The following is a 24,637-nucleotide window of genomic DNA, read 5'->3' as shown; positions in this document are numbered from 1 at the left end:
CGGATGGCGAGGCCGCTGCCCGAGCCCCGAAGAAACCCGGATATCCGCGATGCCAGGGCGGATGCAGGTCGTCCACGGTCAGTTGATGGTGGTGCCTGCCCTGATTCGCATCACATGGGGATGGTCGGCATGGTAACAAGGCCGACCGGGACGCTCACCTTGCAGCTCGGTGGCGAGTACAGCCGGTTGACCACACCTGGAAACAGTGGACGGAACATCCAGAGCTGATCATTTGCGCCGGATCAGTCTCCAACGGCAGCAATGGACTCGCGAGCAACTCGCTGCGGGACAGCAAGTGGCAGGTTTGGCCGAGCCGGGCGATCTGCCCCCGGACAGGCAAGGTCGGCCCATTGCTGCCTTTCACACCCGAGCTGGTCGCTGCGGTGCGGCTTCCCCAGAACGGTCATTTGTGATTGCGGCGACCCTTCTCGCATGGCAAGCCCGGAAAGCGGAAAAGAGCTGATTTTCGCGCTGTGGCTCGCTATATCGAGGAGTAGTGAAGGGTGTTCACAAAATTTGGTAGGATCGCAGGCGTTGGGGCCGTTGCTATTGGCATCGTAGCGATCATCGGATCGTTCGTTGTTGCCCCCGATGTGCTGGCCCCCGACTTTGATCGGACCTCTATGGCACAGTCGGCGCTCTGGCTTTCGCAAGGTTCAGCGTTGGTGTTCTTCGGCTTGGTCCTCGGGGTCCTTTGTGAAATTAGCATCAAGTTAGGCAAATAACACCCGCTGGGAACACGGTGAACAAGAGCGAGTTCTTAGGCACTCACGGCACTTTGCAGACGTTGGCGCGACGATCTGATGCTACGTCGCGGCTTCACCACTGCGGACATTCGGGGTGCCTGCAGCAATCTTCCTGTCCGAGCTTGAAGCAGGCTTCGCGCGGATTGCGGGTTGGCGTCGCGCAGAGTAAAAAATTCCGAGCAACACCGGGAGGTATTTATGGACCAGTCCGATCAGGAACTCGAGCGTCTCAGCGCGCTGTTGCATGCGCTGCCCATCGAGAACATGCCCATGACGCTCAGTGAACTTGATGGCTACGTAGTCGGTGTTCTTGCCTGCCCGGATATGATCCCGCCCTCGGAATGGATGTCCCATGTCTGGGGAGAGACAGGTGAGGCAAATTTTCCCGATCAGAAAACCGCCGAAGCCACGGTCGGTGCGGTCATGGCTCACTACAACTCGGTTGCGGAGGCGATGACCCGCTCACCTTGGATCGAACCCATCTACGAGGTTGACCCCAACAGTGATGAGGTGATGTGGGAGCCTTGGATCGATGGCTTCACTCGCGCTATGGGGCTAAGACCGGATGCTTGGGATCGACTGCTCGCTCAGGCCGACGAAGAGACGCGGACGACGATGATCTTCTTGATGGCGCTTCAGGAAATATACACTGGCCACAGCAAGTTCACGGATGAGGAGATCGACGAAATCGACCTTGAAGCACCCAATCTGATCCCGAACTGCGTTGCGACGATACTCTATCAGTCTCGTCCCGAGCTTTCCCGCATGGAGCCCGCAAATCGTTCCGAGATGCCGTTCAACGCCGGTCCCCGGCCCGGGCGGAACGACCCATGCTCCTGTGGGGCGGGCCGCAAATACAAGCAATGTTGCGGTCGGAACTGACCGATCGCCCAAGTCTCTCACGGCCCTTTGCGCTCACTCATGATTGTCGCAGCGGATGGTCGCTCCCAGCTCGATTGCTGCCCATCGCCCTATGCGAAGCGAGCGACCACATCCAGCCTTGAATGGCGCACTACTGCCAGCTTTCAGTCGGCGACCGGTTTCTTCACAATCCGCAGCATTGCATCGTAGTGCTTTCTGTCACGCTCCCGAATATATTTCATTGCGCCATTTGCTGCGCGATGGCTCTCTTCGACGGTAAGTGCCGGAAGCGAATTCACAGCTTCAATGTCACCATGCGACTCAATTTGACAAACTCGCTCAAGTTGGTTCATTTCCGCCTGATCTAACCCGTTGATCTTCCCAGAGTCGTCAAATAGCGCTTCGGCGAAACTGGATTTGTCTGGTGCGGCGAATGCTGTGAATATCTCTAGAAGTTTCCGGATCGCGTTGGGCAACAAATACAGATAGTCGGTGCTCAGCTGGTCTGAAGCCCCGAACACAACAGAGAAAAGGTATTGGTATTCTGAGTCGTACTTCGCCAAGTGCGACGGCATCTTCACCAGCGCAGACTTGCGACTGCCTTTTCCGTCGTCGCGGCAATCCACGAAAAGTAATCCTTGAGGAACCGTATCGCCGAAGTTGACCCCCCGGAAGAAGGCCCGCTTCGCCATGTGCATGAGCTTAAGGTTATGGGTTAACAGGATGACTTGCGCGACACGTTTGGTGTGCTTCTTGATCAGGCCGAACGCGTAGGTCTGGGCATTGCTGTCGAGGCTCGACACCGGGTCGTCGATTACAACAACGAGCTTCTTCTTGTCCCGACCTTCGGCGCCAAATTGAGTTAGGAAGAAGCAGAAGGTAAGCGCGGTTTTCTCGCCTTCGCTGAGGTTCTGCGCGATCGAGCCATCCGCGCGAACCAATTGATACCCTTCGTCCTTTGCCTCTAACCGGATAGAGTTGTGCCCGAGGTACTCGTGAAGTAATTTATTGAGCTCATTGGCCGCAATTCCATGTTTGCGAATTGCATTGCGCAACGTTTCGGCCTTCTCTTTCAGGACTTTCGCCGTGCTTTGTGCCTTTTGAGCAACCTTTTCAGCCTCCTCCGCTTTTCTTTTCAACTGGCGGTATGAATTTTGCTCGGCGAAAAGCACATGGCCCTTCAACGCGTTGGCGGCGTCGTCTTTGCGCTGCCTAAACTGATCATTAATGGAATTGTGCTCACTGATAACGGTGAGCAAACGGTTCTTGGAATCGTTGAATCCATTTAACCAGTCAGCTTCCAAGAGCTTGGTCACGTTGTCGGGAACCGCTTGACTTTCCATAGGGTTCCGTTGGCGTTCCGCAAGCGCTTCTTGCATCTGCTTTATCGCCGTGCCGGTGGAAATAAGCTCAGCGCGAAACGCCTTTTCGACCTCGCTGAAGCCTTTGGCTAGAGTGGGTTGAATGGCTGACTGCGATGGAAATCCCTCTAGCCATCCTCTGAGCAGCGAACGTGACCGCCCGCACCATTCAATAGCTGCTGTGACCGCGTTTGTTTGCTCTTGCCAGCTCTCGCTGAACAGGGCCGCCAGGGTCTTTCTTCGTTGGTCTGATATCTGATTGCCACAATGAAGGCATGACCCGAGCTGGTTTTCTTCATGGTATTGGTGGCCTTCTGCTACCCACGCCAACATGTTGGGGTGGGCAGTGAGGTCAGACGAAAGCTGCGCGGAGAAGTCCCGCCGCACCAGCTCACAAGCAGTTTGCAACTCGTTCTGAAAACTCTCCGGCAGTTCGAGTGCTAGGTTGATTTTCGGGAGAGGCTCGGACTGACGAATGATTGCGCGGCACTCGTCAATCCTGTCTTCCGCGAGGTTGTCTTGTTCCGTGAACTCTTTTTCAGAGTACTCGCGATCGACATTTCCTCTATTGAATTGCTGAGTGTAGCCAGTGCCCCTGGCTTCGCGAACGCGTCCGCCGATCTCGGTGCCTTTGTCTTTGTATTCTCTTTCTGCGGTGTCCTGCCTTGTCTTGGCTGCGCGAGCCTCGGGTGAGGCAGTTTCCAGATCGGCTTCCAGCTGGCGAAGCTCGTTCACCTTTTCGATGTTCTCTTCGTCGATATGGAAGATCGGCAACGCCGAACCTTCGTCCCACCGGAAGTTTCGGGAAATGAAGTCCGAGTTGAAGACTAAGAGGTGGTTTCCGAGCGGATGCATGAAATCGGCTTCTGTCGCGGTAGTGCCGTCGGAAAACTTGACCTTGAACGACGCACCCTTGCCGAGGCCATCGACCGGAGCGTTTGCTTCCAGTGAGGAGAAGACGCGGGACAGGCTGGTCTTCCCTGTTCCGTTAAACCCATAGACAATGGTCTTGCTTGCGAAATCGGCATCAGGGCTCTCAGGTTTGTGGCCATGCCAAATACCAACGCCCGTGATGTAAGCCAGCTTCTCTAAAATCGTGCTTTCTGGCATTACTCTTCCGCCATAATTTCTTGCGATCATAATACATTAACATGCTTGCACATATTACGATGGGTTGCCAACAATTCCCGACGTCGGCAAATGCTGGCCGCACTGTGCGTACCCGGGTCTGACACCACAAACGCCATGCCTGCACACTGCAGTATAGCTGCCGTTCGTCCAAGGCGCGGCGAACTTCCGCTTCCCGCCCTGTGTGGCGATCCACCTTCACAACAGCGCAGCACTTACCTTCCTTCGCCTGGGTCCGTATCCTGCACGGGGACGATGAGCCTGGATGGACGACAATGGATGATCACGGATATCGCCCCGGCCTCGCGGGCACTGCGCCCCGCACAGCTGCATCCTGACCTTTGTCCGGAAGCATTCCGATGACTTGGCTTTCCCCTGTCGACGCCTATTGCGAACGGACCGGCCCGGATTACTGGTCCNCCTTGAACTCGGCCGTAAACCGTCTGCGTGTCTTCATGCTGGATCGTCCTTTTCATCGGTCGATCCACCTTATGCCCCTGTCTCAGAAACCGGCACCACCTCAGGCACCGCACCGTACAAGGCTGCGTCCTGGCCTGTGTCCGGAAGGCTTCCGATGAGCTGGCTTGCCCCTGTGGACGCCTATTGCGAACGGACGGGCCCAGACTACTGGTCGGAGCCGATCAATGCGCTGACCAACATGGCCTTCCTGATCGCCGCCCTGGTCCTGTGGCCGCGGCTGCGCGGGCCGGAAATGGCGATGGGCCGGGCACTGGCGGCGGTCCTGTTCGTGATCGGCCTCGGCTCCTGGCTGTTCCACACCCATGCCAACCGGCTGACCGGGCTGATGGACGTGCTGCCAATCCTCGGCTTCATCCTGCTCTATGTCTTCGCCGCCACACGCGACTATTTCGGTGCGCGTCCCTGGATCGCCGCCCTGGTGACGGCGGGCTTCATCCCCTATGCCGCCGCGACGGTGCCGATCTTCGCGATGATCCCCGGCCTCGGCTCCTCGGCAAGCTATGCGCCGGTGCCATTGCTGATCCTGGTCTATGCGGTGCTGCTGCGCAATCGCCTGCCGGAAACGGCGCGCGGCCTCGCCATCGGCGCCGGCATCCTGATCGTCTCGCTGACCTTCCGCACGCTGGATCAGCCCCTGTGCGGCACCCTGCCCTTCGGCACGCATTTCCTGTGGCATGTGCTGAACGCGGTGATGCTGGGCTGGATGATCGAGGTCTGGCGCCGGCATCGGTTGCGCTGATCCCGGATTCCGGCAAGTCATTGCACGACGCCGGAACGCGCCGCTCTACGCCACCCTGCCCTGTCGCATCCCGGCCCATGCCATTCACCGCCGATTATTCCACAGCGATTTCCATTGCTTAAGCGGATCTCTGTGCCGATGCTGGCGATTATGACCTTGCCAGCTTCCCGAACCCAGGCCACGATGACGCGGAGCGAACGCGAGGCGCTGCTCGACGCCCTGCTGCTCGGCGAGCCGGAACTCGGCTTCACGCCGCGCGGCAATCCCGACCCGCGCCTCGTCAGACTGGTGCGCCTGCTGGGCAGACAGGCCGCCAGAGACAATTTCGAGGCGCAGCGGAAAGCAAGCGAACCCGGCGCCTCCTGATCCGACAGGGAGAGCCGCCATGAAGGTTGCCGTCTACGCCCGCTATTCCTCCGACCAACAGCGCGAGGCCTCGATCGCCGATCAGTTCCGCATGTGCCGCTTGCGGGCCGAGAAGGAGGGCTGGCAGGTGGTCGAGGAATATTCCGACCATTCCATCTCCGGCGCCAGCATGATCCGGCGTCCCGGCATCCAGGCGCTTGTCATGGATTCGACGCGCGGCCGCTTCGACCTGGTGCTGGCCGAGGCGCTGGACCGGATCAGCCGCGACCAGGAAGACATCGCCGGCATCTACAAGCGCATGCGCTATGCCGACGTGAGGATGTTCACGCTGTCCGAGGGCGAGATCAGCGAGTTGCATGTCGGCCTCAAGGGCACGATGAACGCGCTGTTCCTGAAGGATCTGGCGGACAAGACCCGGCGCGGGCAGCGCGGGCGCGTCGAGGCGGGCAAGTCCGGCGGCGGCAATTCCTACGGCTACGACGTGGTGAAGACGTTCGATGGCAACGGCGAGCCGATCCGCGGCGACCGGATGATCAACGCGGCGCAGGCCGAGGTGGTGCGCCAAATCTTCCGCGACTATGCCGCCGGCAAATCGGCCAAGGCCATCGCCGTCGCCCTGAACAGGGACGGCATCCCCGCCCCCTCGGGCGGAGACTGGGGCTTCAGCACCATCAACGGCAACCCGAAGCGCGGCAACGGCATCCTCAACAACGAGATGTATGTCGGCAGGATCGTCTGGAACCGCCAGCGCTTCGTCAAGGATCCCGATACCGGCAAGCGCCAAGCCCGGCTCAATCCGGAAGAGGACTGGGTGATCCAGGAGGTGCCGGAACTGCGCATCCTCGACGACGATCTCTGGAACGCCGTGAAGGCGCGGCAGAAGACCAATACCGTCGCGCGGGACGCGCGCGGCAACGCCGACGTGCGCAAGGTGAACTACCGGCGGCGGCCCAAATACCTGTTTTCGGGGCTGACGAAGTGCGCCTGCTGCGGCGGCGGCTATTCGGCGATCTCGAAGGACTTGATCGGCTGCTCGACCGCGCGCAACAAGGGCACCTGCGACAACCGGATGAACATCCGCCGCGACGAGCTGGAGGCGCGGGTGCTGAACGCGCTGCGCACCCGCCTTGTCGATCCCGATCTCTTCGCCGAGTTCTGCGACGCCTATACGAGGGAGACCAACCGGCTGCGCATGGAAAGCGGCGCTGGCATCGACAAGGCCGAGGCCGAGTTGAAGCGGATCGCCCGCGAGGAAGAGAAGTTGATGGACCTCTATATGCGGGACGCCATCTCGATCGAGGCCGTCAAGGAGCGCGGCGACAAGCTGCGCGCCCGCAAGGTGGAGTTGCAGGATTTCCTGGCCAGTGCCGACGAGCCCCCGCCCCTGCTGCACCCCTCGATGGCGCTGCAATACCGCAAGCGGGTCCAGCAGCTCTATGAAGCCTTGCAGGACGAAGAGGAAGAGAAGCGGATCGAGGCGGCGGACATCCTGCGCTCATTGGTGGACAAGATCGTGCTGACGCCCGTCGACGGCAAGGTTGAGATCGACGTTCAGGGCGATCTTGCTGGAATCCTTGAGATTTCCGCGCAAACGAAAAACCCCGCCGGAGAGCGGGGTGGATCGCAAGTAAAGATGGTTGCGGGGGCGCGCTTTGCACCATGTTGACCAGGCCCGCCGGCGATCCCGCCCCGTAAAACACCAAGGCCGGGCCACGCAGCACCTCGACCCGGTCCAGCCCGTAAAGCTCGAAGACCGGGGCGCTGGTCGGGAACTGGGTCGCGCGCATCAGCCGCAGCCCGTCCAGGAACTTGTCGTTCTCCAGGTTGAAGCCGCGCAGGAACAGGCTGTCGAATCGCGGATCGCCGCCATAATTCCCGGTCACGATGCCGGCGGAATAGCTCAGCGCCTCGGAAAGGTTCGTCGCGCCCTGCTCTTCGATCTGGGCGCGCGGCACGACCGAGACCGAGGATTGCGTCGCCAGGATCGGCCGGCCGGTCTTGGTGATGGCCAAGGAACGTACGACCCTGCCCGCCAGCGGCGCGCTGGGGGTTTTCAAACCCCGCGATGGCAACGGTGTCCAGCACGATCGCCCCCATGAAGGCCTGGCGGGGATCCTGCTGGTCCTGGGCGAAGGCGCTGGTCGGCGCGACGGCAAACACGCTGACACCGAGAAGGAGCGGTTGGGCTTTGTTCATCTTGACCTGTTCTGTCCGCGAAAGTTTCCGAGCTATGAACTCGGGTATTCCGCGGCTGTCTTGAACGGGACCACTGGGTTTTGTTCAGGAATCCTGCAATGCGATGCGGCGCCAGACCGAAGGGGGCATGCCATGGGCGGCGCGGAAGGCGCGCGACAGATGCGCTTGGTCGGCAAAGCCCGTCGCATAGGCGATGTCGGCCAGCGACAGGGCCGTATCGCGCATCATCTCGCAGGCCGCGTTCAGCCGCAGGCTGGCCTGCCAACGCTGCGGCGTCTCGTTGCACGATTGCTTGAAGGCGTGAAAGAACCGGCTTTCCGAAAGCCCGGCCATCCCGGCCACCGTGACATGGCGGTTCAGGTTCTGGTGCAGGTGGCGTTCCAGGGCGGCCATCCTGCGCAGGGAAAGCCCGCCGCTGACCGGGGCGGATGGCCCGGTTTCGGCTTCGGTGGCGAAGATCTCGCCCAAGGTGGCCGAAAGCAGCGCATCGATCAGCATGTCGCCCCGGCGCGGGGACCGGACCGCGTCGGCCGCCAGCTGGGCAAGGTCGGCCAGGCTGCCGCTTGCCCGATCAGCCGCGGCACGGACAGGTCCGGCCGGATGTTCGCGGCCGCCAGCCGCTGCTGCAAGGCACCGCTTTCCAGGTGAAAGCCCAGGTGCATCTTTTCATGCCGCGCCTCGATGCGGCTCCGCAGCGGAAGGCCGGCCGGGACATGCAGCGCCTGGATGCCGCGATGCTCGGCCTTGTCCGCGCCGGTGCGCAGCGCCAGCGGCGGCGGTGCCTCGCCCAGGAAGATCACGATGCGCGGGTCCGGCGCGATGTAGAGCCCGCCGCCGCCCGCCTCGCCCCGCACCGACCAGACATCGGCGATCGCGCCGCAAAAGCGGCGGAAGGACAGCGGCGCCAGGGTCCGCAACCCGTGGATGCGGGTCTCCATCCGGGGGCGAAACCCCTTATGGGGCGGCATCTTCTCCTGCCTGGATGCGTTGCTGGATATTGCCGGCACCGCCACGAGCCCGGCATCGCAAATTGTTGATTGGAAAACCCTGAATTGCAGGCCGGCCCGCCGGCCCGACGCGGCGGCACGCATCGCAAAGGCCCCCGTCCCGGCGAATCCGCCTTGCCGATCCAGGGGATCGAGGCATCGGCAGGATGCCGCCGCACGGAATCGCCGCCGCCCGTTACCGGCGCGGCTTGCCCAGGCTGGCGCGGTATTTGGCGACGGTGCGGCGCGCCAGCGGCATGCCGCGCCGCGCCAGGGCCGCGGCCAGCCGCGCATCCGACAGCGGCTCGGCCCTGGGCCAGTTCTCGATCAGCGCCGCCAGCAGGCGCAGGACGGCTTCGCGGCCCACGCCGGGCAGGCGCGGGCTGACCGGCGCGGGCAGCAGATCCCGCAAGGGCACGGTCCCGCGCGGCGCCCGGATCGCCACCCCGGCGACCGCGCGGCTGACGGTGCTCTTGTCCAGCCCCAGCCTTTCGGCCAGCGCGGTCATGGTCAGCGGATTCAGCCGCCCCCGGCCCAGCAGCCATGGCCCCTGCACCTCGGCCAGGGCCAGGCCGATGCGCCACAGGGTGCCCGCCCGGCCCTCGACCGCCGCGACCAGAGCCTGCGCGGCGATGCGGCCCGGCCCGTCCGCCGCGCCATCGCGCAGCGCCAGCCCGGTCGGCGCGATCCAGCGCAGCTCGCCCTCGTGCGTCAGCTCCAGTTCGGGCGGCGCCGGCGCCGGGTCGTCGGACAGCGGACAGGGGGCCAGCCGGCGCAGATCCTCCAGCATCCCCGCCGCATCCTCCAGGTCGCAGCCGCAATGGCCGGCGATGGCGGCAAGATCCGCCGCCGCCGCCAGGTCCAGCCGGTCCAGAAGCGTCGCGATCATCGGGTCATAGCGCCCGGCCGCCTCGAGCCCCAGCCGCAGATGCTCGGCCAGCGAGCGGGCAAAGACGCCGGGCGGCTCCAGCCCCTGCAGCCGGGGCAGCAGCGCCTCGATCGCCGCGGCGCTGCAGGACAGCCAGCCGGCGATCTCGGGCAACGGGTCGGCGATCCAGCCGCGCTCGTCCAGGCAATACACCAGGCCGCGGGCGATGCGCGCCTCCTCGGGGCCAAGGCGCATCAGCCCGACCTGCTCCAGCAGCGCCTGCCGCCCCGAGACGACCGCCGCAGGCTCGGGCCCCGCCGACAGGGCAAGCAAGGGATTGGCCGCCGCCTCGTGGCGCAGGCGCCGGCGCAGCCTGGCCCCGTCCATGCGCAGCACCTCCAGCGACAGCCGCATCTGCTGGCTCAGCGACAGGCCCCTGATCTGGCGCGGCTCTTGCCTTTGCATGGTCCTGCCTCCCTGCCCCGTGGCGCGACAGGTGTTGCAGCCGCTGCGACACCCGCGCCCCGCAATCCCCGGAAATCCCGCCTTGCAGACCCTGGCACGGTCGTTGCTTGCATGATGGTCAGGGAGGACGGACATGGTCAAGGTCGGCATCATCGCCAATCCGATTTCGGCCCGCGACATCCGGCGGGTGATCTCGCATGCGGGCAACCTGCCCATCAACGACCGCGCCAATATCGTGCTGCGCATGATGGCCGGGCTGGCCGCGGCCGGGGTCGAGGAAGTGCTGGTCATGCCGGAAAACGGCGGCATCCGCTTTCACCTGGAACGCAGCATCCGGCGCGAGGCGCGGCTGGGCCACGCCAATTTCCCGCAGCTGCGCTACCTGGACATGCCCGTCACCGCCACGCCCGAGGACAGCGCCCGCGCCGCCCGGATGATGGCGGCCGAAGGCGTCGCGGCCATCGTGGTGCTGGGCGGCGACGGCACCAACCGCGTCGTCGTGGGGGCCTGCGGCAGCGTGCCGGTGGCGGGCGTCTCGACCGGCACCAACAACGCCTTCCCGGAGCTGCGCGAGCCGACGATCACCGGCCTGGCCGTGGGGCTGGCCGCGACCGGACAGGTGCCCCCGGACGTGGCGCTGCGCCCGAACAAATGGCTGGAGGTCGCGATGGGCGACCGGCGCGAGATCGCGCTGGTCGATGTCGCCGTGGTCGAGGACCGTTTCGTCGGCGCCCGCGCCATCTGGAAGACGACGGGCTTTCGCGACCTGTTCGTGACCTTCGGCCTGCCGCAGGCCATCGGCATGTCCGCGATCGCCGGGCTTTGCGACCCGGTGGACCGCGCCACGCCCGAGGGCCGCCATATCCGCCTGTCGCCCGACGCGCCGCGCCAGTTGCTTGCCCCCATCGCGCCGGGGCTGATCGACCGGCTGGGCATCGCCGGCGTCGCGCGCATGGCACCGGGCCGGGCGCATGCCCCCTCGATCCGCGCCGGCACGCTGGCCTTCGACGGCGAGCGCGAGCTGACATTCACCGAAGGCGACCGGGTCTCGGTGCGGCTGGTGCCCGACGCCTTCCGCACCATCGACGTGCCCGCCTGCATGGCCCATGCGGCCGCGGCCGGGCTGTTCATCCGCAACCCAGACTGAACCATAAGGGAGGAGTTCATGTCCAATCCGTTTCCGCTGCCGAAAGAGCAGCTTCTGGACGCCTATCGCAAGATGCGCACCATCCGCGATTTCGAGGAACGGCTGCATGTCGATTTCGCCCGCGGCGAGATCCCCGGCTTCGTCCACCTCTATGCCGGCGAAGAGGCGACGGCGGTCGGCATCATGATGCATCTGCACGACCGCGACCGCATCGCCTCGACCCATCGCGGCCATGGCCATTGCATCGCCAAGGGCGTCGACGTCAAGGCGATGATGGCCGAGATCTATGGCAAGGCCACCGGCTGCTGCGCCGGCAAGGGCGGCTCGATGCATATCGCCGACCTGTCCTTGGGGATGATGGGCGCGAACGGCATCTTGGGCGCCGGGGCGCCCTTGGTCTGCGGCGCGGCGCTGGCGGCGCAGAAGCTGGGCCATGACGGCGTCGGCATCACCTTCTTCGGCGACGGCGCCTCGAACCAGGGCACGGTGCTGGAAAGCATGAACCTGGCCGCGATCTGGAACCTGCCGGTGATCTTCGTGGTGGAAAACAACGGCTATGCCGAATCGACCTCGGTCGATTACGCCACCGCCTCGGACAGCTACGTGGACCGGGCGACCGGCTTCGGCATGCCGGGGATCACCGTGGACGGGCTGGATTTCTTCGCCGTCCACGAGGCGGCGGGCGAGGTCATCCGCCGCGCCCGCGAAGGCGCCGGGCCGACGCTCTTGGAATGCAAGAACGTGCGCTTCTTCGGCCATTTCGAAGGCGACGCCCAGACCTACAAGGCGCCGGGCGAGAACGAATACAACCGCGCCCACAACGATTGCCTGAAGCTGTTCCGCCAGAAAGTGACCGAGGCCGGGGTGATCTCGGATGCCGAGCTCGATGCCATCGACGCCGAGGTGGCGGCGCTGATCGACGAGGCCGTGGCCGAGGCCATCGCCGCGCCGCTGCCCGAGGCCGCGAAACTGACCGCCGACGTCTATGTGAGCTATTGAGGGAGGAATTACCATGGCACGCATCATCAGCATGAAGGACGCGGTGAACGAGGCGCTGGATCAGGAGATGAGCCGCGACCCCACCGTGATCATGATGGGCGAGGATATCGTCGGCGGCGCCGGCGCGCAGGGCGAGGATGACGCCTGGGGCGGCGTCCTTGGCGTCAGCAAGGGGCTTTACGCCAAGCACCCGAAGCAGATGATCGACACGCCGCTGTCGGAAAGCGCCTATGTCGGCGCCGCCATCGGCGCGGCGACGGCGGGGCTGCGGCCGGTGGCGGAACTGATGTTCGTCGATTTCATCGGCGTCTGCCTGGACCAGGTCTTCAACCAGGCGGCGAAATTCCGCTACATGTTCGGCGGCAAGGCGGAAACCCCGGTGGTGATCCGGGCGATGTGCGGCGCCGGCTTCCGCGCCGCCGCCCAGCACAGCCAGATGCTGACGCCGCTGTTCACGCATATCCCCGGCCTCAAGGTGGTCTGCCCCTCGAACGCCTATGACTGCAAGGGGCTGCTGATCCAGGCGATCCGCGACAACGACCCGGTGATCTTCCTCGAACACAAGAACCTCTACGCCAGCACGGCGGATGTGCCCGAGGAGCCCTATGCCATCCCCTTCGGCGAGGCGAACATCGTCCGCGAGGGCGGCGACGCCACCATCGTCACCTATGGCCAGATGGTCGGCCGCGCGCTGGAAGCCGCCGAGATGCTGAAGAAGGACGGCGTCGACGCCGAGGTGATCGACCTGCGCACGCTCTCGCCCATCGACATGGACACGGTGCTGGAAAGCGTCGAGGCGACCGGCCGGCTGGTCTGCGTGGACGAGGCGAACCCGCGCTGTTCCATCGCCGCCGACATCGCCGCCACCGTGGCGCAGGACGCCTTCGGCGCCCTCAAGGCACCGATCCAGATGGTGACGCCGCCGCATGCGCCGGTGCCCTTCTCGCCCTCGCTGGAGGACGCCTATGTGCCCTCGGCCGAGCGCATCGCCGCGGCCGTCCGCAAGACGCTGGAGAACTGACATGGCAGACATCACCCCGATCCTGATGCCGAAATGGGGGCTCTCGATGCGCGAGGGCAAGCTGGCGGCCTGGCACGTGGCCGAGGGCGCCGAGATCAAGCCCGGCGACGAGATCATGGATGTCGAGACCGACAAGATCGCCAATGTGGTCGAGGCCGCCGACGGGGGCCTCTTGCGCCGCCGCGTCGGCATCGAGGGCGAGACCTATCCGGTGCGCGCGCTGCTGGCGGTGATGGCGCCGGAATCGGTGCCCGACGCGGAAATCGACGCCTATGTCGCCGCCTATCAGGCCCCCTCGGCCGGCGACGAGGACGAGGATGCCGGACCCGCCTATCAATATGCCGACCTGCCCATGGGCCGCATCCGCTATGCCGAGCGTCCGGGCGAGGGCGCGCCGCTGGTGCTGATCCACGGCTTCGGCGGCGATCTGGACAACTGGCTGTTCAACATCGACGCGCTGGCGGAATCGGCGCCGGTCTATGCGCTGGACCTGCCCGGCCATGGCCAGTCGGTGAAATCGGCGCGCCCGGCGGGGCTGGGGCTGATGGTGGAAACCGTCCTGGCCTTCCTCGACCATATCGGCGCGGACAGGGCGCATCTGGCCGGTCATTCCATGGGCGGGCTGGTCGCCGGCACGCTGGCGGCCCGGCACCCCGAACGCGCGGCCTCGGTCACGCTGATCTGTCCGGCGGGCCTCGGATCCGAGATCAATGCCGATTACATCGACGGCTTCGTGAAGGCCGCCGGGCGCAAGGACCTGAAGCCGGTGCTGGCGCATCTGTTCAGGGACCAGTCGCTGGTCAGCCGCGCGATGGTCGAGGACCTGCTGAAATACAAGCGCCTCGACGGGGTGCAGGATTTCCTGGCCGAACTGGCCGGAAACCTGTTCCGCGAGGGCCGGCAGGCCGAGCAACTGGCCGAGGCGCTGGCCGCCTCGGGCGTCCCCGCCCAGGTGATCTGGGGCGAGGCCGATGCGATCATCCCCGCCGCCCATGCCGAAAGCCTGCCGGGGGCGTCGCGCCATGTCATCCCGGACGCCGGCCACATGGTGCAGATGGAGCAATCGGCCGAGGTCAACCGCCTGATCCGCGACTTCATCGCCTGATCCGCCGGCCGTCCCCTCGGGGGCGGCCCCTTGCAATGGGAGGAGAGAGATGAGCAATTCCGTCGAAGGCCGCGTGGTCATCGTCACCGGCGCCGGCCGCGGCATCGGCCGCTCCATCGCCGAGGGGCTGGCGCAGGCCGGCGCCCGGGTGGTGATCGCCGACATCGCCGCCGATACCGCCGAAACCACCGCCGCCGAGATCCGCGAGGCGGGCGGGCAGGCCATCGGCCTTGCCGTCGATGTGACCGACCGCGCCAGCACGCGCGCGCTGATCGCCCGCACCGTCGCCGAACATGGCCGGCTGGATGCCATGTTCAACAATGCCGGCATCGCCCAGGTCAAGCCGTTCAACGACATCACCGAGGACGACTGGCACCGCGTCATGGACGTGAACGCCATGGGCGTGCTGATCGGCATCCAGGAGGCGGCACGGCAGTTCATCGCCCAGGGCGGCGGCGGCAAGATCGTCAACACCGCCTCGATCGCCGGCAAGCAGGGCTACGAGCCCTTGGCGCATTACTCGGCCAGCAAGTTCGCCGTGGTGGCGCTGACCCAGGCCGCGGCCCGCGCCTTCGGCAAGCACGGCATCTGCGTCAACGCCATCTGCCCCGGCGTGGTCGCCACCGACATGTGGAAGCTGATCGACAAGGGCTTCAAGGACGAGGGGCTGACCAGCCGCGACAACGAGGCTTTCGAGGGCTTTTCCGCCGACATCCTGCTGGGCCGCCCCTCGCGCCCCGAGGATCTGGCCGGCGTCTCGATCTTCCTCGCCTCGGCCGGGTCGGACTACATGACCGGGCAAAGCCTGGTCGTCGACGGCGGCATGGTGCTGCTATGAGCGCGAAACAGAAACTGGCCGAGATGAACGCGCGCGCCGCCGCGCTTTACAAGGCCGACGGCAAGACCATGTCGGCCTTTCGCGGGCTGATGCTCGCCGCCAACCGCGAGGGCAAGGTCAGCCCCGCCATGAAGGAAATGATCGCCATCGCCGTCGCCATCGGGCGCGGCTGCGAGGATTGCATCATCTTCCACACCGCCGAGGCCAAGGCCCATGGCGCCAGCCGCGACGAGTTCGTCGAGGTTCTTGCCATCGCCATCGAGATGTCCGGCGGGCCGGGCACGGTCTATGCCGCCAAGGCGCTGGCCGCCTATGACGAATTGTGAGGCATCCCCATGAAAGCATTGCGTTTCCACGCCGCCAGGGATCTGCGGATCGTGGACATCCCCGAACCGCCCCGGCCCGGCCCCGGCCAGGTGCTGATCCGAAACCGCTTCGTCGGCATCTGCGGCACCGACCTGCACGAATATGCCTCGGGCCCGATCTTCATCCCCACCCAGCCGCATCCCTATTCCGGCGCCCATGGCCCGCAGGTGCTGGGCCATGAATTCGGCGGCGAGGTCGTGGCGGTGGGCGAGGGCGTGACCAAGGTCGCGCCCGGCGACCGGGTGGCGGTGCAGCCGCTGATCATGCCGCGCGGCGGCGAATATTTCGCCGACCGGGGCTGGCACAACCTCTCGGGCAGCCTGGCGCTGGTCGGGCTGTCCTGGGTCTCGGGCGGCATGGCCGAGATGGCGCTGCTCAACGACTACAATGTCGAGAAGATCCCCGACGGCATGACCGACGAAGAGGCCGCGCTGGTCGAGCCGACCGCCGTCTGCGTCTATGCCTGCGACCGCGGCCGGATCACGGCGGGGAACTCGGTGCTGGTCACGGGCGCCGGCCCCATCGGCATCCTGGCGCTGCTGACCGCGCGGGCCTTCGGCGCGACGCGGCTGTTCGTCTCGGACGTGAACGACACGCGGCTGGCGCTCGCCGCCGAGGTGGTGCCGGGTGTCGTCGCCATCAACCCGGCGCGCGAGGATGTGGGCGAGCGGGTGCGCGCCGGCACCGAAGGCGGCCTCGGCTGCGACGTGGCGCTGGAATGCGTCGGCAACGAACGGGCGCTGCAATCCTGCCTCGACGCGCTGCGCAAGCAGGGGGTGATCGTGCAGACCGGGCTGCATCCGGGCAAGGGCAGCGTGGATTTCTTCCAGCTGACCTTCAAGGATGCCGAGATCCGCGGCTCGTGGTGCTATCCGACCCATGGCTGGCCGCGCACCATCGAGCTGATCGCCTCGGGCGCCATTCCGGCCAGCCGGGTTGTGACCAGGCGCATCGCGCTGGACCAGGCCGTGGCCGAGGGGTTCGAGGCGCTGCTGGACCCCGCCGGCACCCAGCTCAAGATCCTGATCGACCTGTCCCGCTGAGTCCCGCCGCCGCGGCAAAGTTTTCCACCCCGGCGCGGCCAAGCCGTGCTATCGTCGCGCCGGGCTTTGGGAGGAGCCGATGGGAGGAATGCAGGACACGGGGACGCATGTCCTTGAAATCTTTCGCGCGGCCGAAGGGCAATCCTCGCGCCGCGACCCGGATGTTCTGGCGTCCTGGCGGCGCTGCGTGAACGAACACCGGCTCGACCCGACCCGGCACCTGGGGCCGCGCATCGTCACCCAGGGCGAGCTGCGCCAGCACCGCCAGGAATCCGAGGAATTGCTGCGCATGGCCCGGCACGGGATGGAGGATCTCTATCGCCGGGTCAATTCGATGGGCTATGTGCTGCTGCTGGCCAATGCGCGGGGCGTGACCGTGGACGCCATCGGCGATGCGCAGCTGGATCGCGAATTGCGCCATGCCGGGCTGATCACCGGCTCGGAATGGCACGAGCGCGATGTCGGCACCAACGGGGTCGGCGCCTGCCTGGCCTCGGGCCAGGCGATCACCGTGCATCGCAGCGATCATTTCGACGTGACGCTGACGCCGCTGTCCTGCACGGCGGTACCGATCCACGACAGCCGCGGCAACCTGCTGGGCGTGCTGGACCTGTCGCATCTGCAAGCGCCGCAGGACAAGATCAGCCAGGCGCTGACGCTGGAGGTGATGAAATCCTGCGCCCGCCGCATCGAGATGGCCAACCTGGCCTGCAATCATCGCTCGGACTGGATCCTGCGCCTGCATCCCTCGCCCGAATTTCTGGACGTGGACCCGATGGCGGCGGTGGCGGTCGGGGCGGACGGCCGCATCACCGGCATGACGCATAACGCGCATGAGCTGGTAAGGGGCGATCTGATCGGCCGCCCCTTCAGCGATGTCTTTGCCCACGACTTCGAGGATCTGCCGGTGCTGTCGGCGGCCCAGGCCCCGGTCGAGGGGGTGCTGGAGATGCAGTCGGGCGGCATCCTCTTTGCCCGCGCCGTGCCGCCCGCCGCCCCGCCGCGCAGTACCGCCGCCACGGCCCTGCCCGCCCCCCTGCGCGCCATCCACGGCGGCGATCCCGCCATGCAGCACCTGGCCGAGCGCGCCGCCAAGGTGGTGGACCGCAAGATCAGCGTGATCCTGCGCGGCGAAACCGGGACCGGCAAGGAGTTCATCGCCCGCGCGATGCACCAGTCCTCGCGCCGCCGCGGCCCCTTCGTGGCCATCAACTGCGCCGCCCTGCCCGAGGCGCTGATCGAATCCGAGCTGTTCGGCTATGTCCCGAACGCCTTCACCGGCGCCCATGCCCGCGGCAAGAAGGGCCTGATCCGCGAGGCGCATGGCGGCACGCTTTTCCTGGACGAGATCGGCGACATGCCCCTGCCCCTGCAGGCCCGGCTGCTGCGCGTTCTGGCCGAGCACGAGGTGCTGCCGGTCGGCGGAACCCGCGTCGAGCCGGTGGACATCCGCGTCATCTCGGCCTCGCATCGCGACCTGGCCGCGCAGGTGGCCGAGGGCAGCTTCCGCCAGGATCTGTTCTATCGCCTGAACGGGCTGGTGCTGGACGTGCCCCCGGTGCGCGCGCGCCGCGACCTGGAATGGCTGATCGACCGCATCGCCGCCGCCACCGAGGAAAGGGTCGGCTTCACGCAAGCCGCCCGGCAGCGGCTGCTGGCCCATGACTGGCCGGGCAATGTGCGCGAGATCATCAATGTCTGCGAATTATGCGCGGCGCTTTGCGAAGGCCGGCCGGTCGAGCCGGGCGACCTGCCCTGCCATATCGCCGGCCCCGCGGCGCAGCCCGACCCGCAATCCGGGCCCGAACTGCTGGCATTCCTGGAACGGTGCCGCGGCAATGTCTCGGCGGCGGCGCGGCTGGCCGGGATCGACCGCTCGACCTTCTACCGCAGGCTGCACCGCGCCGGCCTGATGGACCGCCGGCAAGGCTAGGCGCCGGCGCCGGAACGGCCCGCGCCAAGCCGCCCGGCCTATTTGTAGAAGCCCTCGCGCAGCTTGATGCCGTGTTCCAGCCATGCCTTCATCGCGCAAAGCATCCCGGTCCAGCCCTCGCAATTGCCCAGGCAGCCCCTTAGCCCGGCCTCGGTCTCGGGCCAGCCGTATTCGCTGATCCGCACCAGCGTGCGCCCGTCCTCCAGCGGGTGAAAGGTCATGGTCACGGTGGTCCAGATGCGCGGCTCGCCCTCGGCCTCCCATTGCAGGACGATACGCTCGTTGGGCACCACCTCCTGCACCAGCACCGGAAAGGCGCCGGGGAAATCGTGGAAATCCCAGCTCACCTCGGCCCCGGTGGCCAGCCGCCCCCTCGCCCCGCCGGTGGTGAAGAACTGCGACAGGCTGTCGGGGTTCACCACGGCCTCGAACACCTCGCCGACCGGCTTCGCGATCCGGCCGCTGACGGTGAATTTCAGTTCCATGCGACGATCCTCCTGGTTCTGTCCGCCCTTGTCCTGCATCCCATAATGTTATAGAACTATAACATGTCAACAGAAGATCAGGACGACGCGCTGTTCAAGGCGCTGGGGCACCGGGTGCGGCGGCAATTGCTCGACCGGCTCAAGGCGGGGCCGCAGACCACCGGCGGGCTGTGCGAGGCGATGCCGCAGCTGGACCGCTGCACGGTCATGCAGCACCTGCGGGTGCTGGAGGCGGCCGGGCTGGTCGTGGTCGAGCGCCGCGGCCGCGAAAGGTGGAACCACCTGGACGCGCTGCCGATCCAGGCCCTGCAGGACCGCTGGATCGGCCCCTATGCCGCCCATGCCGCCGCCATGCTGGCCGGGCTGAAACGCGCGGCAGAGGACGGCCAGCCGCAGGACCGCGACAAGGCCCTGCCGGGCTAGGCGCGGCCCTCAGACCTCGTCCAGCCCCTCCAGCAATCCGGGGGACATCTCTTCCCAGAAGGCGGCGATGCGGATGGCGTTCAGCGGCGACATCCAGCCGTGCTTCTCGAAATCCTCGCGCATGCGGGCATCGGACAGCTGCGCCAGGAACAGCCGCTTGTCGGCATCGCGCTGGGTGGGGGTGCGGGCCTTGACCGCGTCCAGGATGCGGCGCAGCCGCTCGGCCCGCGGATTGGGGGCCGCCTCCCCTGCCCGCTCGGGCGTCGCGCCGAAATTCCCCTCCAGCGCCGCGGTCAGGTAGCCGAGCTTGCTTTTCACGTTCTTGCGCGTCTCGACATAATCCAGCTTTTCCAGCACCTGCTCCTCGCCATGCGCGGTCAGCCATTGCCGCGCCAGCCGGTCGCTGACCCCCAGGCCGCGCAGCCGGGCATAGACGGCGCCGTGCCGCATCCCCTCGCCGTCGTCCATGTCCAGGATCGCCAGCTGCGGGTTCTCCTTGATGCGAAAGCGGATTTCCGTCACCACCCTGCCCTGCTTCCTCGTCTCGGGCGTGACCAGGATGTTGCTGGTGCGGTTCACCTCGTCCACGGCGGGCTTGATGACCTTGGCGTTCAGGTGCTTGAAGGTCTCGTAATAGGCCGAGCCCTCGACCCCCATCAGCCGCCGGAACAGGTCCAAGGGCCACCAGCCGGTCGAGCCGGTCCTGACGAAACGATAGCAATTCTCGTAAAGCGCCAGCGCATGGCCGCTGGTGAAGCGGCGCTGGATGTTCAGGTTGATCAGCGCAAAGACCTTGGGGTCGTGCAGCTTTTCCGCCAGCGCCGGGGAATAGGCATATTCGCAGATCCCGCCCTTCAGCTTGGCATAGCTCAGCAGGCTCGACACGCCCCATTCCTGCTGGCCCTTTTCGTCCAGCATGTCCCATTCGGCCACCGTCTCGGCCAGGCCGCGCAGGGATTGCTTCAGCGTCTCCATGTCGTTGCTGTTATAGCCGATCATCAGGCACAGCGTGCGCGCGTCGATCTGGTGGCGCGCGCGGCTGATCAGCGTGTCATAGGCATTGAGCAGCAGGACGTTGGACAGCTTGCGCTGCAACAGCGTCAGCTTGCCCGAGACATGGATCGCCGCCACATGCTTCTTGACCGCCCCCCGGCGCAGCGCGCCCGAAAGCTGGTCGCGAGGAATATCCCCCATCGCCCTGCCCTTCTTGTCGTTATGCGGATTATGCCCGATCAGGTACCTCGCCACAACAGTCATCCGGGTTCCCATGATCCGCGAAACGCCATCCCGAAGACGGGTGCCTTTGCTGCTTCCGGCCGCGAAAGGCACCCGTTTACAGGGCGCAGGAGTCGGGTCTTGGGGCCGAAACAGGCAGAAAACCGCGCCTTCCGGCCGATCCCGCATGTGGAAACCCGGTTTCCCGCGAATCGGTGCCCCACCTCCCGGATTCGGGTGCCCCTGGTCCCGCAAACAGGTGCCTTTGGACCTGTAAACGGGTGCCTTATCGTCCTTATCCCTATGAAAAACCGCGGATTCTTGACCCGTAAAGATTCTAAAGACCTGAAAGGAATCCAAACTTTACGCTGCTGCTTTTCCTGATTCCGGGGGAATTTCGCTGCGAAACCTCGCAGAACGATTCACTTGCGGCCGGGGATGTGTAATAGTTTCGCCAAAATATCCAACGAAGCAGCACATCGCAGAGGTAGCGGCATGTCTTCAGGCAAAGACCCCCTTCCCCCCTATTTCAACATCAGCCCGGCCAAGGCGGCCCAGCGTCTTTCCGAGCCTATCGACACGGCCCGATTCGCGAAAGCCGCCGCCTTCGCCGCCAAGGGCCGCCAGGATCTGGCCGAGCGCGGTTATGCCCCCGACGGCAGGAAGCGGCTGCGCCGCTTTTCCACCTGGGAGGTCTGCCGCTACCTGATCCCGGTGGCGCCGGCGCATTTCCGCCGCGTGCTGCTCAAGAACCCCGACCTGCCGCAGGGCCAGGGCGAGGGCAATTCGAAATGGTTCAGCCTCGACGACGTGCTGCGCCTGCGCGACCATTTCGCGACCGAGGGCGCGGCCGGCCGGGAATACCGCCCCTGGCGTCCCGAGGGCCTGCCGGCCAAGACCATCGCCGTGGCCAATTTCAAGGGCGGCGTCGGCAAGACCTCGACCGCCGCGCATCTGGCCATGTCGGCGGCGCTGGACGGCTACAAGGTGCTGGTGATCGACCTGGACAGCCAGGGCAGCATGACCTCGATCATGGGCGGCAAGGTGGCCGACGAATGGTCCACGGCCTTCCCGCTTCTGGCCAAGGACTATGCGCTGGCGCTTCAGGACGAGAACCGGGTGCGCGAGGCGGCGGGCCAAACCCCCCTGCCCTTCGACGAGACCCTGACCGAGGCGCTGACGCTTTCTGCCACGGACCTGATCCAGAAGACGCATTGGCCCAATATCGACCTGCTCGGCGCGCAGCTGAACCTCTACTGGGCCGAATTCCAGGTGCCGGTCTGGCGCATGGGCCTGCGCGGCTGGCCGCTCTGGGATGCGCTCGGCAATGCGCTGGCCAATGACGGCATCCTGGAAAGCTATGACATCATCATCCTCGATACGCCCCCCGCGCTTGGCTACCTGACCATCAACGCGCTGGCGGCGGCCGACATCCTGCTGGTCCCGCTGGGCGCCTCGTTCCTGGAATTCGACTCGACCGGGCGCTTCTTCGACATGCTCTATTCGACCTTCGCCAGCGTCGAGGAAGGCGAGAACGCCGCCCGCCGCCGCGACGGGCTGCCCGAGATGCGCTTCGAGTGGGACGCGGTGCGGGCCATCATCACCCGCTTCGACGCCGCCCAGCAGACCGACCTGGCGAATGTCATCCAGGCCTATTTCGGCGATTTCATGACCACCTATCGCCAGGAACTGACCGCCATGGTCGGCCAGGCCGGCGAACAGGTGAACGGCATCTACGAGGCCGATTACCGCGAGTTCAACCGCGAGACCTATGTCCGCGGCCGCGAGACATTCGACCGCACCTGGGCCGAGGTGAAGGAGTTGATCCTGGGCACCTGGTGGCGCGATCTTCAGATGCAGCAGGCCGACGAGGCGGCCGAGGTGAGGGAGCAGGCCCATGGCTAAGCGCAGAAGGCTGGAGACCCCCAGCAGCGCCGATCTGGACCGGATCGAGGCGCAGTTTCGCAGCGAAACCTTCGAGCGGCCCGCCCTGGGCCGCGGCATCGCCCCCCCCATCGCCCAGGTCGCCGCCGACAGCGCCGCCCTGGCCAGCGCCGAAAGCGTGGAAAGCCGCGCCGCCCGCGCCAGGGCCGATGCCGATGCCGCCCGGCTGCATGACGCGCAGGAGCGGGGGCTGCTGATCGTCGAGCTGCCGATCGAGCAGATCGACGAGGGCGCGATGATCCGCGACCGCATGGTGATGAGCGAGGAGGACATGCAGGAGCTGCGGCTGTCCATCGCCGCGCATGGGCTGCGGCTGCCGATCGAGGTCTTCGAGATCGACCGGCCCGAAGGGCAGGGGCCGCGCTACGGGCTGCTCTCGGGCTATCGCCGGCTGCATGCGGTGCGGGCGCTGCACGACCTGACCCAGGCCGAGAAGCATGCCACGATCCGCGCCCTGATCCGCCCCCGCACCGAGACCGACGAGGCTTTCGTCGCCATGGTCGAGGAGAACGAGGTCCGCGAGGAGCTGAGCCATTTCGAGCGCGGCCGCATCGCCGTGATCGCCGCCAACCAGGGCGCCTTCGCCAATACCGAGGACGCGGTGAACAAGCTTTTCGCCACCGGCTCCAAGGCCAAGCGGTCCAAGGTGCGCTCATTCGCGCTGATCTTCGAGGAGCTGGGCGACATGCTGCGCTTTCCCGAGGCGCTGACCGAAAGGCGCGGCCTGCGCCTGGCCACCGCCTTGCGCAACGGCGCCGAGGCCCGGCTGCGGCAATCCCTGTCCGTGCGGATTCCCGGCGATGCCGAGGAGGAATGGGCCCTGATCGAGCCGGTGCTGCAAGCTCTGGAGAGCAATCGCAGCGAGCTGGGCCGGGCGGGGCGTCCGCGCTCCAACGCGCCGCGCCAAGGCTGGAGCGAGGCCATGACCCGGCGCACCGCAGGCGGCGTCGAGATCCGCTGGGGCAGAGAGGGCAAGGCGCATATCCTGAGGCTGGAGGGCGGTCAGCTGGACGACGATCTCATGGAGCGGGTGGTGCGCGAGATCCAGGCGCTGCTGGACGGCTAGGGGTTTCGCAGCGAAACCTTGAGGATGAGCCCCAAGGCCGGGACCGGCATCACGCCCTGACGGTCCCGGCCTTGTTGCCAAAGCCTGCCAAGGAAGGTAGCAATAAGCAGAGGCCGGTCCTGGCGGTGGCTGGTTCCAACCTGCCCGGTCGCGGGGATGGGCCGGCGAGTTCCAGGCTGTCCAAGGCGGTATCCGGCTTGGAGCGGCAGGTGCCCTGAAGCGGGGAAGGGGCGTCGCTTGGCGGGAATTGGGTGAGATAGGCCCCTCTGCTGTTATCCGCAAAATCTCGATCATATGCGGATAACTCTGATAACCAACTGATTTTATGGCGGCCGAGATGGGTCCGCGCTGGTTGCTTAAGTGCCTCCAGACGGCCCGGATACGCGCAATGGCCGCTGCCTTTGGGTCGCGGAAAGGGCAGGGGGCGTGGAGTGGCAGATCGGGGGCGGTGAAGTCTTGACGGCGCCGATGCGGGGTGGGCCTGCGGAAGCTGGTCGGGTGGAACCAGCGCGCCGGCGATCCCCGGCCTGTCGCCCTACCCGCCGCGTGGGATCCGATGAATGGATGCGGGCGGAGTGATCGGAAGGCTTTACCTCCTGCCCCGACATTGGACCACCGGGACGGTCGGCAATCCCCGGCCTTGGCGCTGTGCCTGCCGCGTGGAGTTCAGCGAATGGCGGCGGGCGGAGTGAACCAAAAGGCTGCACTTTCGGCCCGGACATTGTTGGGAGGGCTGGCCGTGGACAACCGGGGCCGCGTCGCGGCAACCGCGGGGTTGCGCGACGCGGCCCAAGGGCGGCGACCGGGTCGGTGCGATGGGCGCATCGCGATGCGCCCATGCCGGTTTCAAAGCCGC

Annotated in this window: 22 protein-coding genes and 1 pseudogene; 16 read left to right on the top strand and 7 right to left on the bottom strand. The window is 66.0% G+C overall.

What is annotated here, in order from left to right:
- On the top strand, window positions 1–228 hold a 228-nt coding region (locus tag ACDP63_RS17440), incomplete at its 5' end, for a hypothetical protein (protein WP_409928370.1).
- Window positions 229–944: 716 nt separating this feature from the next.
- Window positions 945–1,628 carry a UPF0149 family protein gene (locus ACDP63_RS17435; protein ID WP_074991450.1) on the top strand — a complete coding sequence of 228 codons (684 nt, stop codon included), beginning with the start codon at window positions 945–947 and terminating at the stop codon, window positions 1,626–1,628.
- A gap of 143 nt (window positions 1,629–1,771) precedes the next feature.
- Here the strand turns inward: ACDP63_RS17435 and ACDP63_RS17430 are convergent, their stop codons facing one another.
- Entirely contained in the window at window positions 1,772–4,078 is a 2,307-nt protein-coding gene (locus ACDP63_RS17430) for an AAA family ATPase (RefSeq protein WP_409928369.1), read from the bottom strand.
- A 592-nt stretch (window positions 4,079–4,670) separates the two neighbouring features.
- On the opposite strand from ACDP63_RS17430, the gene ACDP63_RS17425 reads away from it, so the two are divergent.
- From ACDP63_RS17425 to ACDP63_RS17415, 3 genes are all read left to right on the top strand, one after another.
- Window positions 4,671–5,315, top strand: coding sequence for a ceramidase domain-containing protein (locus ACDP63_RS17425; RefSeq protein ID WP_409928368.1), 645 nt, complete (start codon window positions 4,671–4,673; stop codon window positions 5,313–5,315).
- 138 nt (window positions 5,316–5,453) lie between these two features.
- Window positions 5,454–5,681 (top strand): hypothetical protein, encoded by a 228-nt coding sequence (locus tag ACDP63_RS17420; RefSeq protein ID WP_220180867.1) that lies wholly within the window; start codon window positions 5,454–5,456, stop codon window positions 5,679–5,681.
- 19 nt (window positions 5,682–5,700) lie between these two features.
- Window positions 5,701–7,347 (top strand): recombinase family protein, encoded by a 1,647-nt coding sequence (locus ACDP63_RS17415; protein WP_024845822.1) that lies wholly within the window; start codon window positions 5,701–5,703, stop codon window positions 7,345–7,347.
- 64 nt (window positions 7,348–7,411) lie between these two features.
- On the opposite strand, the pseudogene ACDP63_RS17410 reads toward ACDP63_RS17415, so the two are convergent.
- From ACDP63_RS17410 to ACDP63_RS17395, 4 genes and pseudogenes are all read right to left on the bottom strand, one after another.
- Window positions 7,412–7,636, bottom strand: a pseudogene (locus ACDP63_RS17410) (TonB-dependent receptor plug domain-containing protein); the annotation flags it as partial.
- A gap of 325 nt (window positions 7,637–7,961) precedes the next feature.
- Window positions 7,962–8,375, bottom strand: a complete 414-nt coding sequence (locus tag ACDP63_RS17405; protein ID WP_231486932.1) for a helix-turn-helix domain-containing protein — start codon at window positions 8,373–8,375, stop codon at window positions 7,962–7,964.
- A complete protein-coding gene (locus tag ACDP63_RS17400; protein ID WP_231493220.1) occupies window positions 8,369–8,845 on the bottom strand; it encodes a hypothetical protein in 477 nt (158 codons plus the stop codon). Before ACDP63_RS17400 ends, ACDP63_RS17405 begins: the two co-directional genes overlap by 7 nt.
- 214 nt (window positions 8,846–9,059) lie before the next feature.
- Window positions 9,060–10,196, bottom strand: coding sequence for a hypothetical protein (locus ACDP63_RS17395; RefSeq protein WP_024845821.1), 1,137 nt, complete (start codon window positions 10,194–10,196; stop codon window positions 9,060–9,062).
- A 133-nt stretch (window positions 10,197–10,329) separates the two neighbouring features.
- On the opposite strand from ACDP63_RS17395, the gene ACDP63_RS17390 reads away from it, so the two are divergent.
- The 8 genes from ACDP63_RS17390 (at window position 10,330) to ACDP63_RS17355 (ending at window position 18,648) form a co-directional block, all read left to right on the top strand.
- Window positions 10,330–11,343, top strand: a complete 1,014-nt coding sequence (locus ACDP63_RS17390) for an ATP-NAD kinase family protein (RefSeq protein WP_024845820.1) — start codon at window positions 10,330–10,332, stop codon at window positions 11,341–11,343.
- 18 nt (window positions 11,344–11,361) lie between these two features.
- A complete protein-coding gene (locus ACDP63_RS17385) occupies window positions 11,362–12,342 on the top strand; it encodes a thiamine pyrophosphate-dependent dehydrogenase E1 component subunit alpha (RefSeq protein WP_028710366.1) in 981 nt (326 codons plus the stop codon).
- Window positions 12,343–12,355: 13 nt separating this feature from the next.
- A complete protein-coding gene (locus ACDP63_RS17380; RefSeq protein WP_024845818.1) occupies window positions 12,356–13,363 on the top strand; it encodes an alpha-ketoacid dehydrogenase subunit beta in 1,008 nt (335 codons plus the stop codon).
- Between the two features lies 1 nt (window position 13,364).
- Entirely contained in the window at window positions 13,365–14,468 is a 1,104-nt protein-coding gene (locus tag ACDP63_RS17375; protein ID WP_028710367.1) for an acetoin dehydrogenase dihydrolipoyllysine-residue acetyltransferase subunit, read from the top strand.
- Window positions 14,469–14,517: 49 nt separating this feature from the next.
- Window positions 14,518–15,306, top strand: a complete 789-nt coding sequence (locus tag ACDP63_RS17370; RefSeq protein ID WP_028710368.1) for an SDR family NAD(P)-dependent oxidoreductase — start codon at window positions 14,518–14,520, stop codon at window positions 15,304–15,306.
- Window positions 15,303–15,632 carry a carboxymuconolactone decarboxylase family protein gene (locus ACDP63_RS17365; RefSeq protein ID WP_028710369.1) on the top strand — a complete coding sequence of 110 codons (330 nt, stop codon included), beginning with the start codon at window positions 15,303–15,305 and terminating at the stop codon, window positions 15,630–15,632. Before ACDP63_RS17370 ends, ACDP63_RS17365 begins: the two co-directional genes overlap by 4 nt.
- Window positions 15,633–15,641: 9 nt before the next feature.
- Window positions 15,642–16,715, top strand: coding sequence for a 2,3-butanediol dehydrogenase (locus tag ACDP63_RS17360; protein ID WP_409928367.1), 1,074 nt, complete (start codon window positions 15,642–15,644; stop codon window positions 16,713–16,715).
- A 79-nt stretch (window positions 16,716–16,794) separates the two neighbouring features.
- The gene (locus ACDP63_RS17355) at window positions 16,795–18,648 is read left to right on the top strand and encodes a sigma-54-dependent Fis family transcriptional regulator (protein ID WP_123130409.1); all 1,854 of its coding nucleotides are present in this window, start codon (window positions 16,795–16,797) and stop codon (window positions 18,646–18,648) included.
- A gap of 38 nt (window positions 18,649–18,686) precedes the next feature.
- Here the strand turns inward: ACDP63_RS17355 and ACDP63_RS17350 are convergent, their stop codons facing one another.
- On the bottom strand, window positions 18,687–19,133 hold the full coding sequence (locus tag ACDP63_RS17350) for an SRPBCC family protein (protein WP_114669500.1): 447 nt from the start codon (window positions 19,131–19,133) through the stop codon (window positions 18,687–18,689).
- Window positions 19,134–19,196: 63 nt separating this feature from the next.
- Here ACDP63_RS17350 and ACDP63_RS17345 point away from each other — a divergent pair, with 63 nt between their 5' ends.
- The gene (locus ACDP63_RS17345; protein ID WP_028710372.1) at window positions 19,197–19,556 is read left to right on the top strand and encodes an ArsR/SmtB family transcription factor; all 360 of its coding nucleotides are present in this window, start codon (window positions 19,197–19,199) and stop codon (window positions 19,554–19,556) included.
- 9 nt (window positions 19,557–19,565) lie between these two features.
- Here ACDP63_RS17345 and ACDP63_RS17340 read toward each other — a convergent pair whose 3' ends face one another.
- Window positions 19,566–20,750, bottom strand: coding sequence for a replication initiation protein (locus tag ACDP63_RS17340; protein ID WP_114669499.1), 1,185 nt, complete (start codon window positions 20,748–20,750; stop codon window positions 19,566–19,568).
- 516 nt (window positions 20,751–21,266) lie between these two features.
- On the opposite strand from ACDP63_RS17340, the gene ACDP63_RS17335 reads away from it, so the two are divergent.
- Window positions 21,267–22,676 (top strand): AAA family ATPase, encoded by a 1,410-nt coding sequence (locus ACDP63_RS17335; RefSeq protein ID WP_024845809.1) that lies wholly within the window; start codon window positions 21,267–21,269, stop codon window positions 22,674–22,676.
- Window positions 22,669–23,781 carry a ParB/RepB/Spo0J family partition protein gene (locus ACDP63_RS17330; RefSeq protein ID WP_028710375.1) on the top strand — a complete coding sequence of 371 codons (1,113 nt, stop codon included), beginning with the start codon at window positions 22,669–22,671 and terminating at the stop codon, window positions 23,779–23,781. The genes ACDP63_RS17335 and ACDP63_RS17330 overlap by 8 nt, the downstream gene beginning before the upstream one ends.
- Window positions 23,782–24,637 lie beyond the last annotated feature (856 nt).

The sequence above is a fragment of the Paracoccus sp. P2 genome (genome assembly GCF_046335115.1).
Lineage (GTDB): Bacteria > Pseudomonadota > Alphaproteobacteria > Rhodobacterales > Rhodobacteraceae > Paracoccus > Paracoccus pantotrophus.
This window is presented reverse-complemented; position numbering and strand designations above follow the sequence as displayed.

Excerpts from the sequence above, each read along its gene's own strand:
- ACDP63_RS17360 (WP_409928367.1), top strand. The coding sequence starts at position 15,642 with ATGAAAGCATTGCGTTTCCACGCCGCCAGGGATCTGCGGATCGTGGAC.
- ACDP63_RS17390 (WP_024845820.1), top strand. The coding sequence starts at position 10,330 with ATGGTCAAGGTCGGCATCATCGCCAATCCGATTTCGGCCCGCGACATC.
- ACDP63_RS17400 (WP_231493220.1), bottom strand. The coding sequence starts at position 8,845 with ATGCCGCCCCATAAGGGGTTTCGCCCCCGGATGGAGACCCGCATCCAC.
- ACDP63_RS17365 (WP_028710369.1), top strand. The coding sequence starts at position 15,303 with ATGAGCGCGAAACAGAAACTGGCCGAGATGAACGCGCGCGCCGCCGCG.
- ACDP63_RS17430 (WP_409928369.1), bottom strand. The coding sequence starts at position 4,078 with ATGCCAGAAAGCACGATTTTAGAGAAGCTGGCTTACATCACGGGCGTT.
- ACDP63_RS17330 (WP_028710375.1), top strand. The coding sequence starts at position 22,669 with ATGGCTAAGCGCAGAAGGCTGGAGACCCCCAGCAGCGCCGATCTGGAC.
- ACDP63_RS17335 (WP_024845809.1), top strand. The coding sequence starts at position 21,267 with ATGTCTTCAGGCAAAGACCCCCTTCCCCCCTATTTCAACATCAGCCCG.
- ACDP63_RS17340 (WP_114669499.1), bottom strand. The coding sequence starts at position 20,750 with ATGGGGGATATTCCTCGCGACCAGCTTTCGGGCGCGCTGCGCCGGGGG.
- ACDP63_RS17370 (WP_028710368.1), top strand. The coding sequence starts at position 14,518 with ATGAGCAATTCCGTCGAAGGCCGCGTGGTCATCGTCACCGGCGCCGGC.
- ACDP63_RS17385 (WP_028710366.1), top strand. The coding sequence starts at position 11,362 with ATGTCCAATCCGTTTCCGCTGCCGAAAGAGCAGCTTCTGGACGCCTAT.
- ACDP63_RS17345 (WP_028710372.1), top strand. The coding sequence starts at position 19,197 with ATGTCAACAGAAGATCAGGACGACGCGCTGTTCAAGGCGCTGGGGCAC.
- ACDP63_RS17435 (WP_074991450.1), top strand. The coding sequence starts at position 945 with ATGGACCAGTCCGATCAGGAACTCGAGCGTCTCAGCGCGCTGTTGCAT.
- ACDP63_RS17380 (WP_024845818.1), top strand. The coding sequence starts at position 12,356 with ATGGCACGCATCATCAGCATGAAGGACGCGGTGAACGAGGCGCTGGAT.
- ACDP63_RS17395 (WP_024845821.1), bottom strand. The coding sequence starts at position 10,196 with ATGCAAAGGCAAGAGCCGCGCCAGATCAGGGGCCTGTCGCTGAGCCAG.
- ACDP63_RS17420 (WP_220180867.1), top strand. The coding sequence starts at position 5,454 with ATGCTGGCGATTATGACCTTGCCAGCTTCCCGAACCCAGGCCACGATG.
- ACDP63_RS17405 (WP_231486932.1), bottom strand. The coding sequence starts at position 8,375 with ATGCTGATCGATGCGCTGCTTTCGGCCACCTTGGGCGAGATCTTCGCC.
- ACDP63_RS17415 (WP_024845822.1), top strand. The coding sequence starts at position 5,701 with ATGAAGGTTGCCGTCTACGCCCGCTATTCCTCCGACCAACAGCGCGAG.
- ACDP63_RS17355 (WP_123130409.1), top strand. The coding sequence starts at position 16,795 with ATGGGAGGAATGCAGGACACGGGGACGCATGTCCTTGAAATCTTTCGC.
- ACDP63_RS17350 (WP_114669500.1), bottom strand. The coding sequence starts at position 19,133 with ATGGAACTGAAATTCACCGTCAGCGGCCGGATCGCGAAGCCGGTCGGC.
- ACDP63_RS17375 (WP_028710367.1), top strand. The coding sequence starts at position 13,365 with ATGGCAGACATCACCCCGATCCTGATGCCGAAATGGGGGCTCTCGATG.
- ACDP63_RS17425 (WP_409928368.1), top strand. The coding sequence starts at position 4,671 with ATGAGCTGGCTTGCCCCTGTGGACGCCTATTGCGAACGGACGGGCCCA.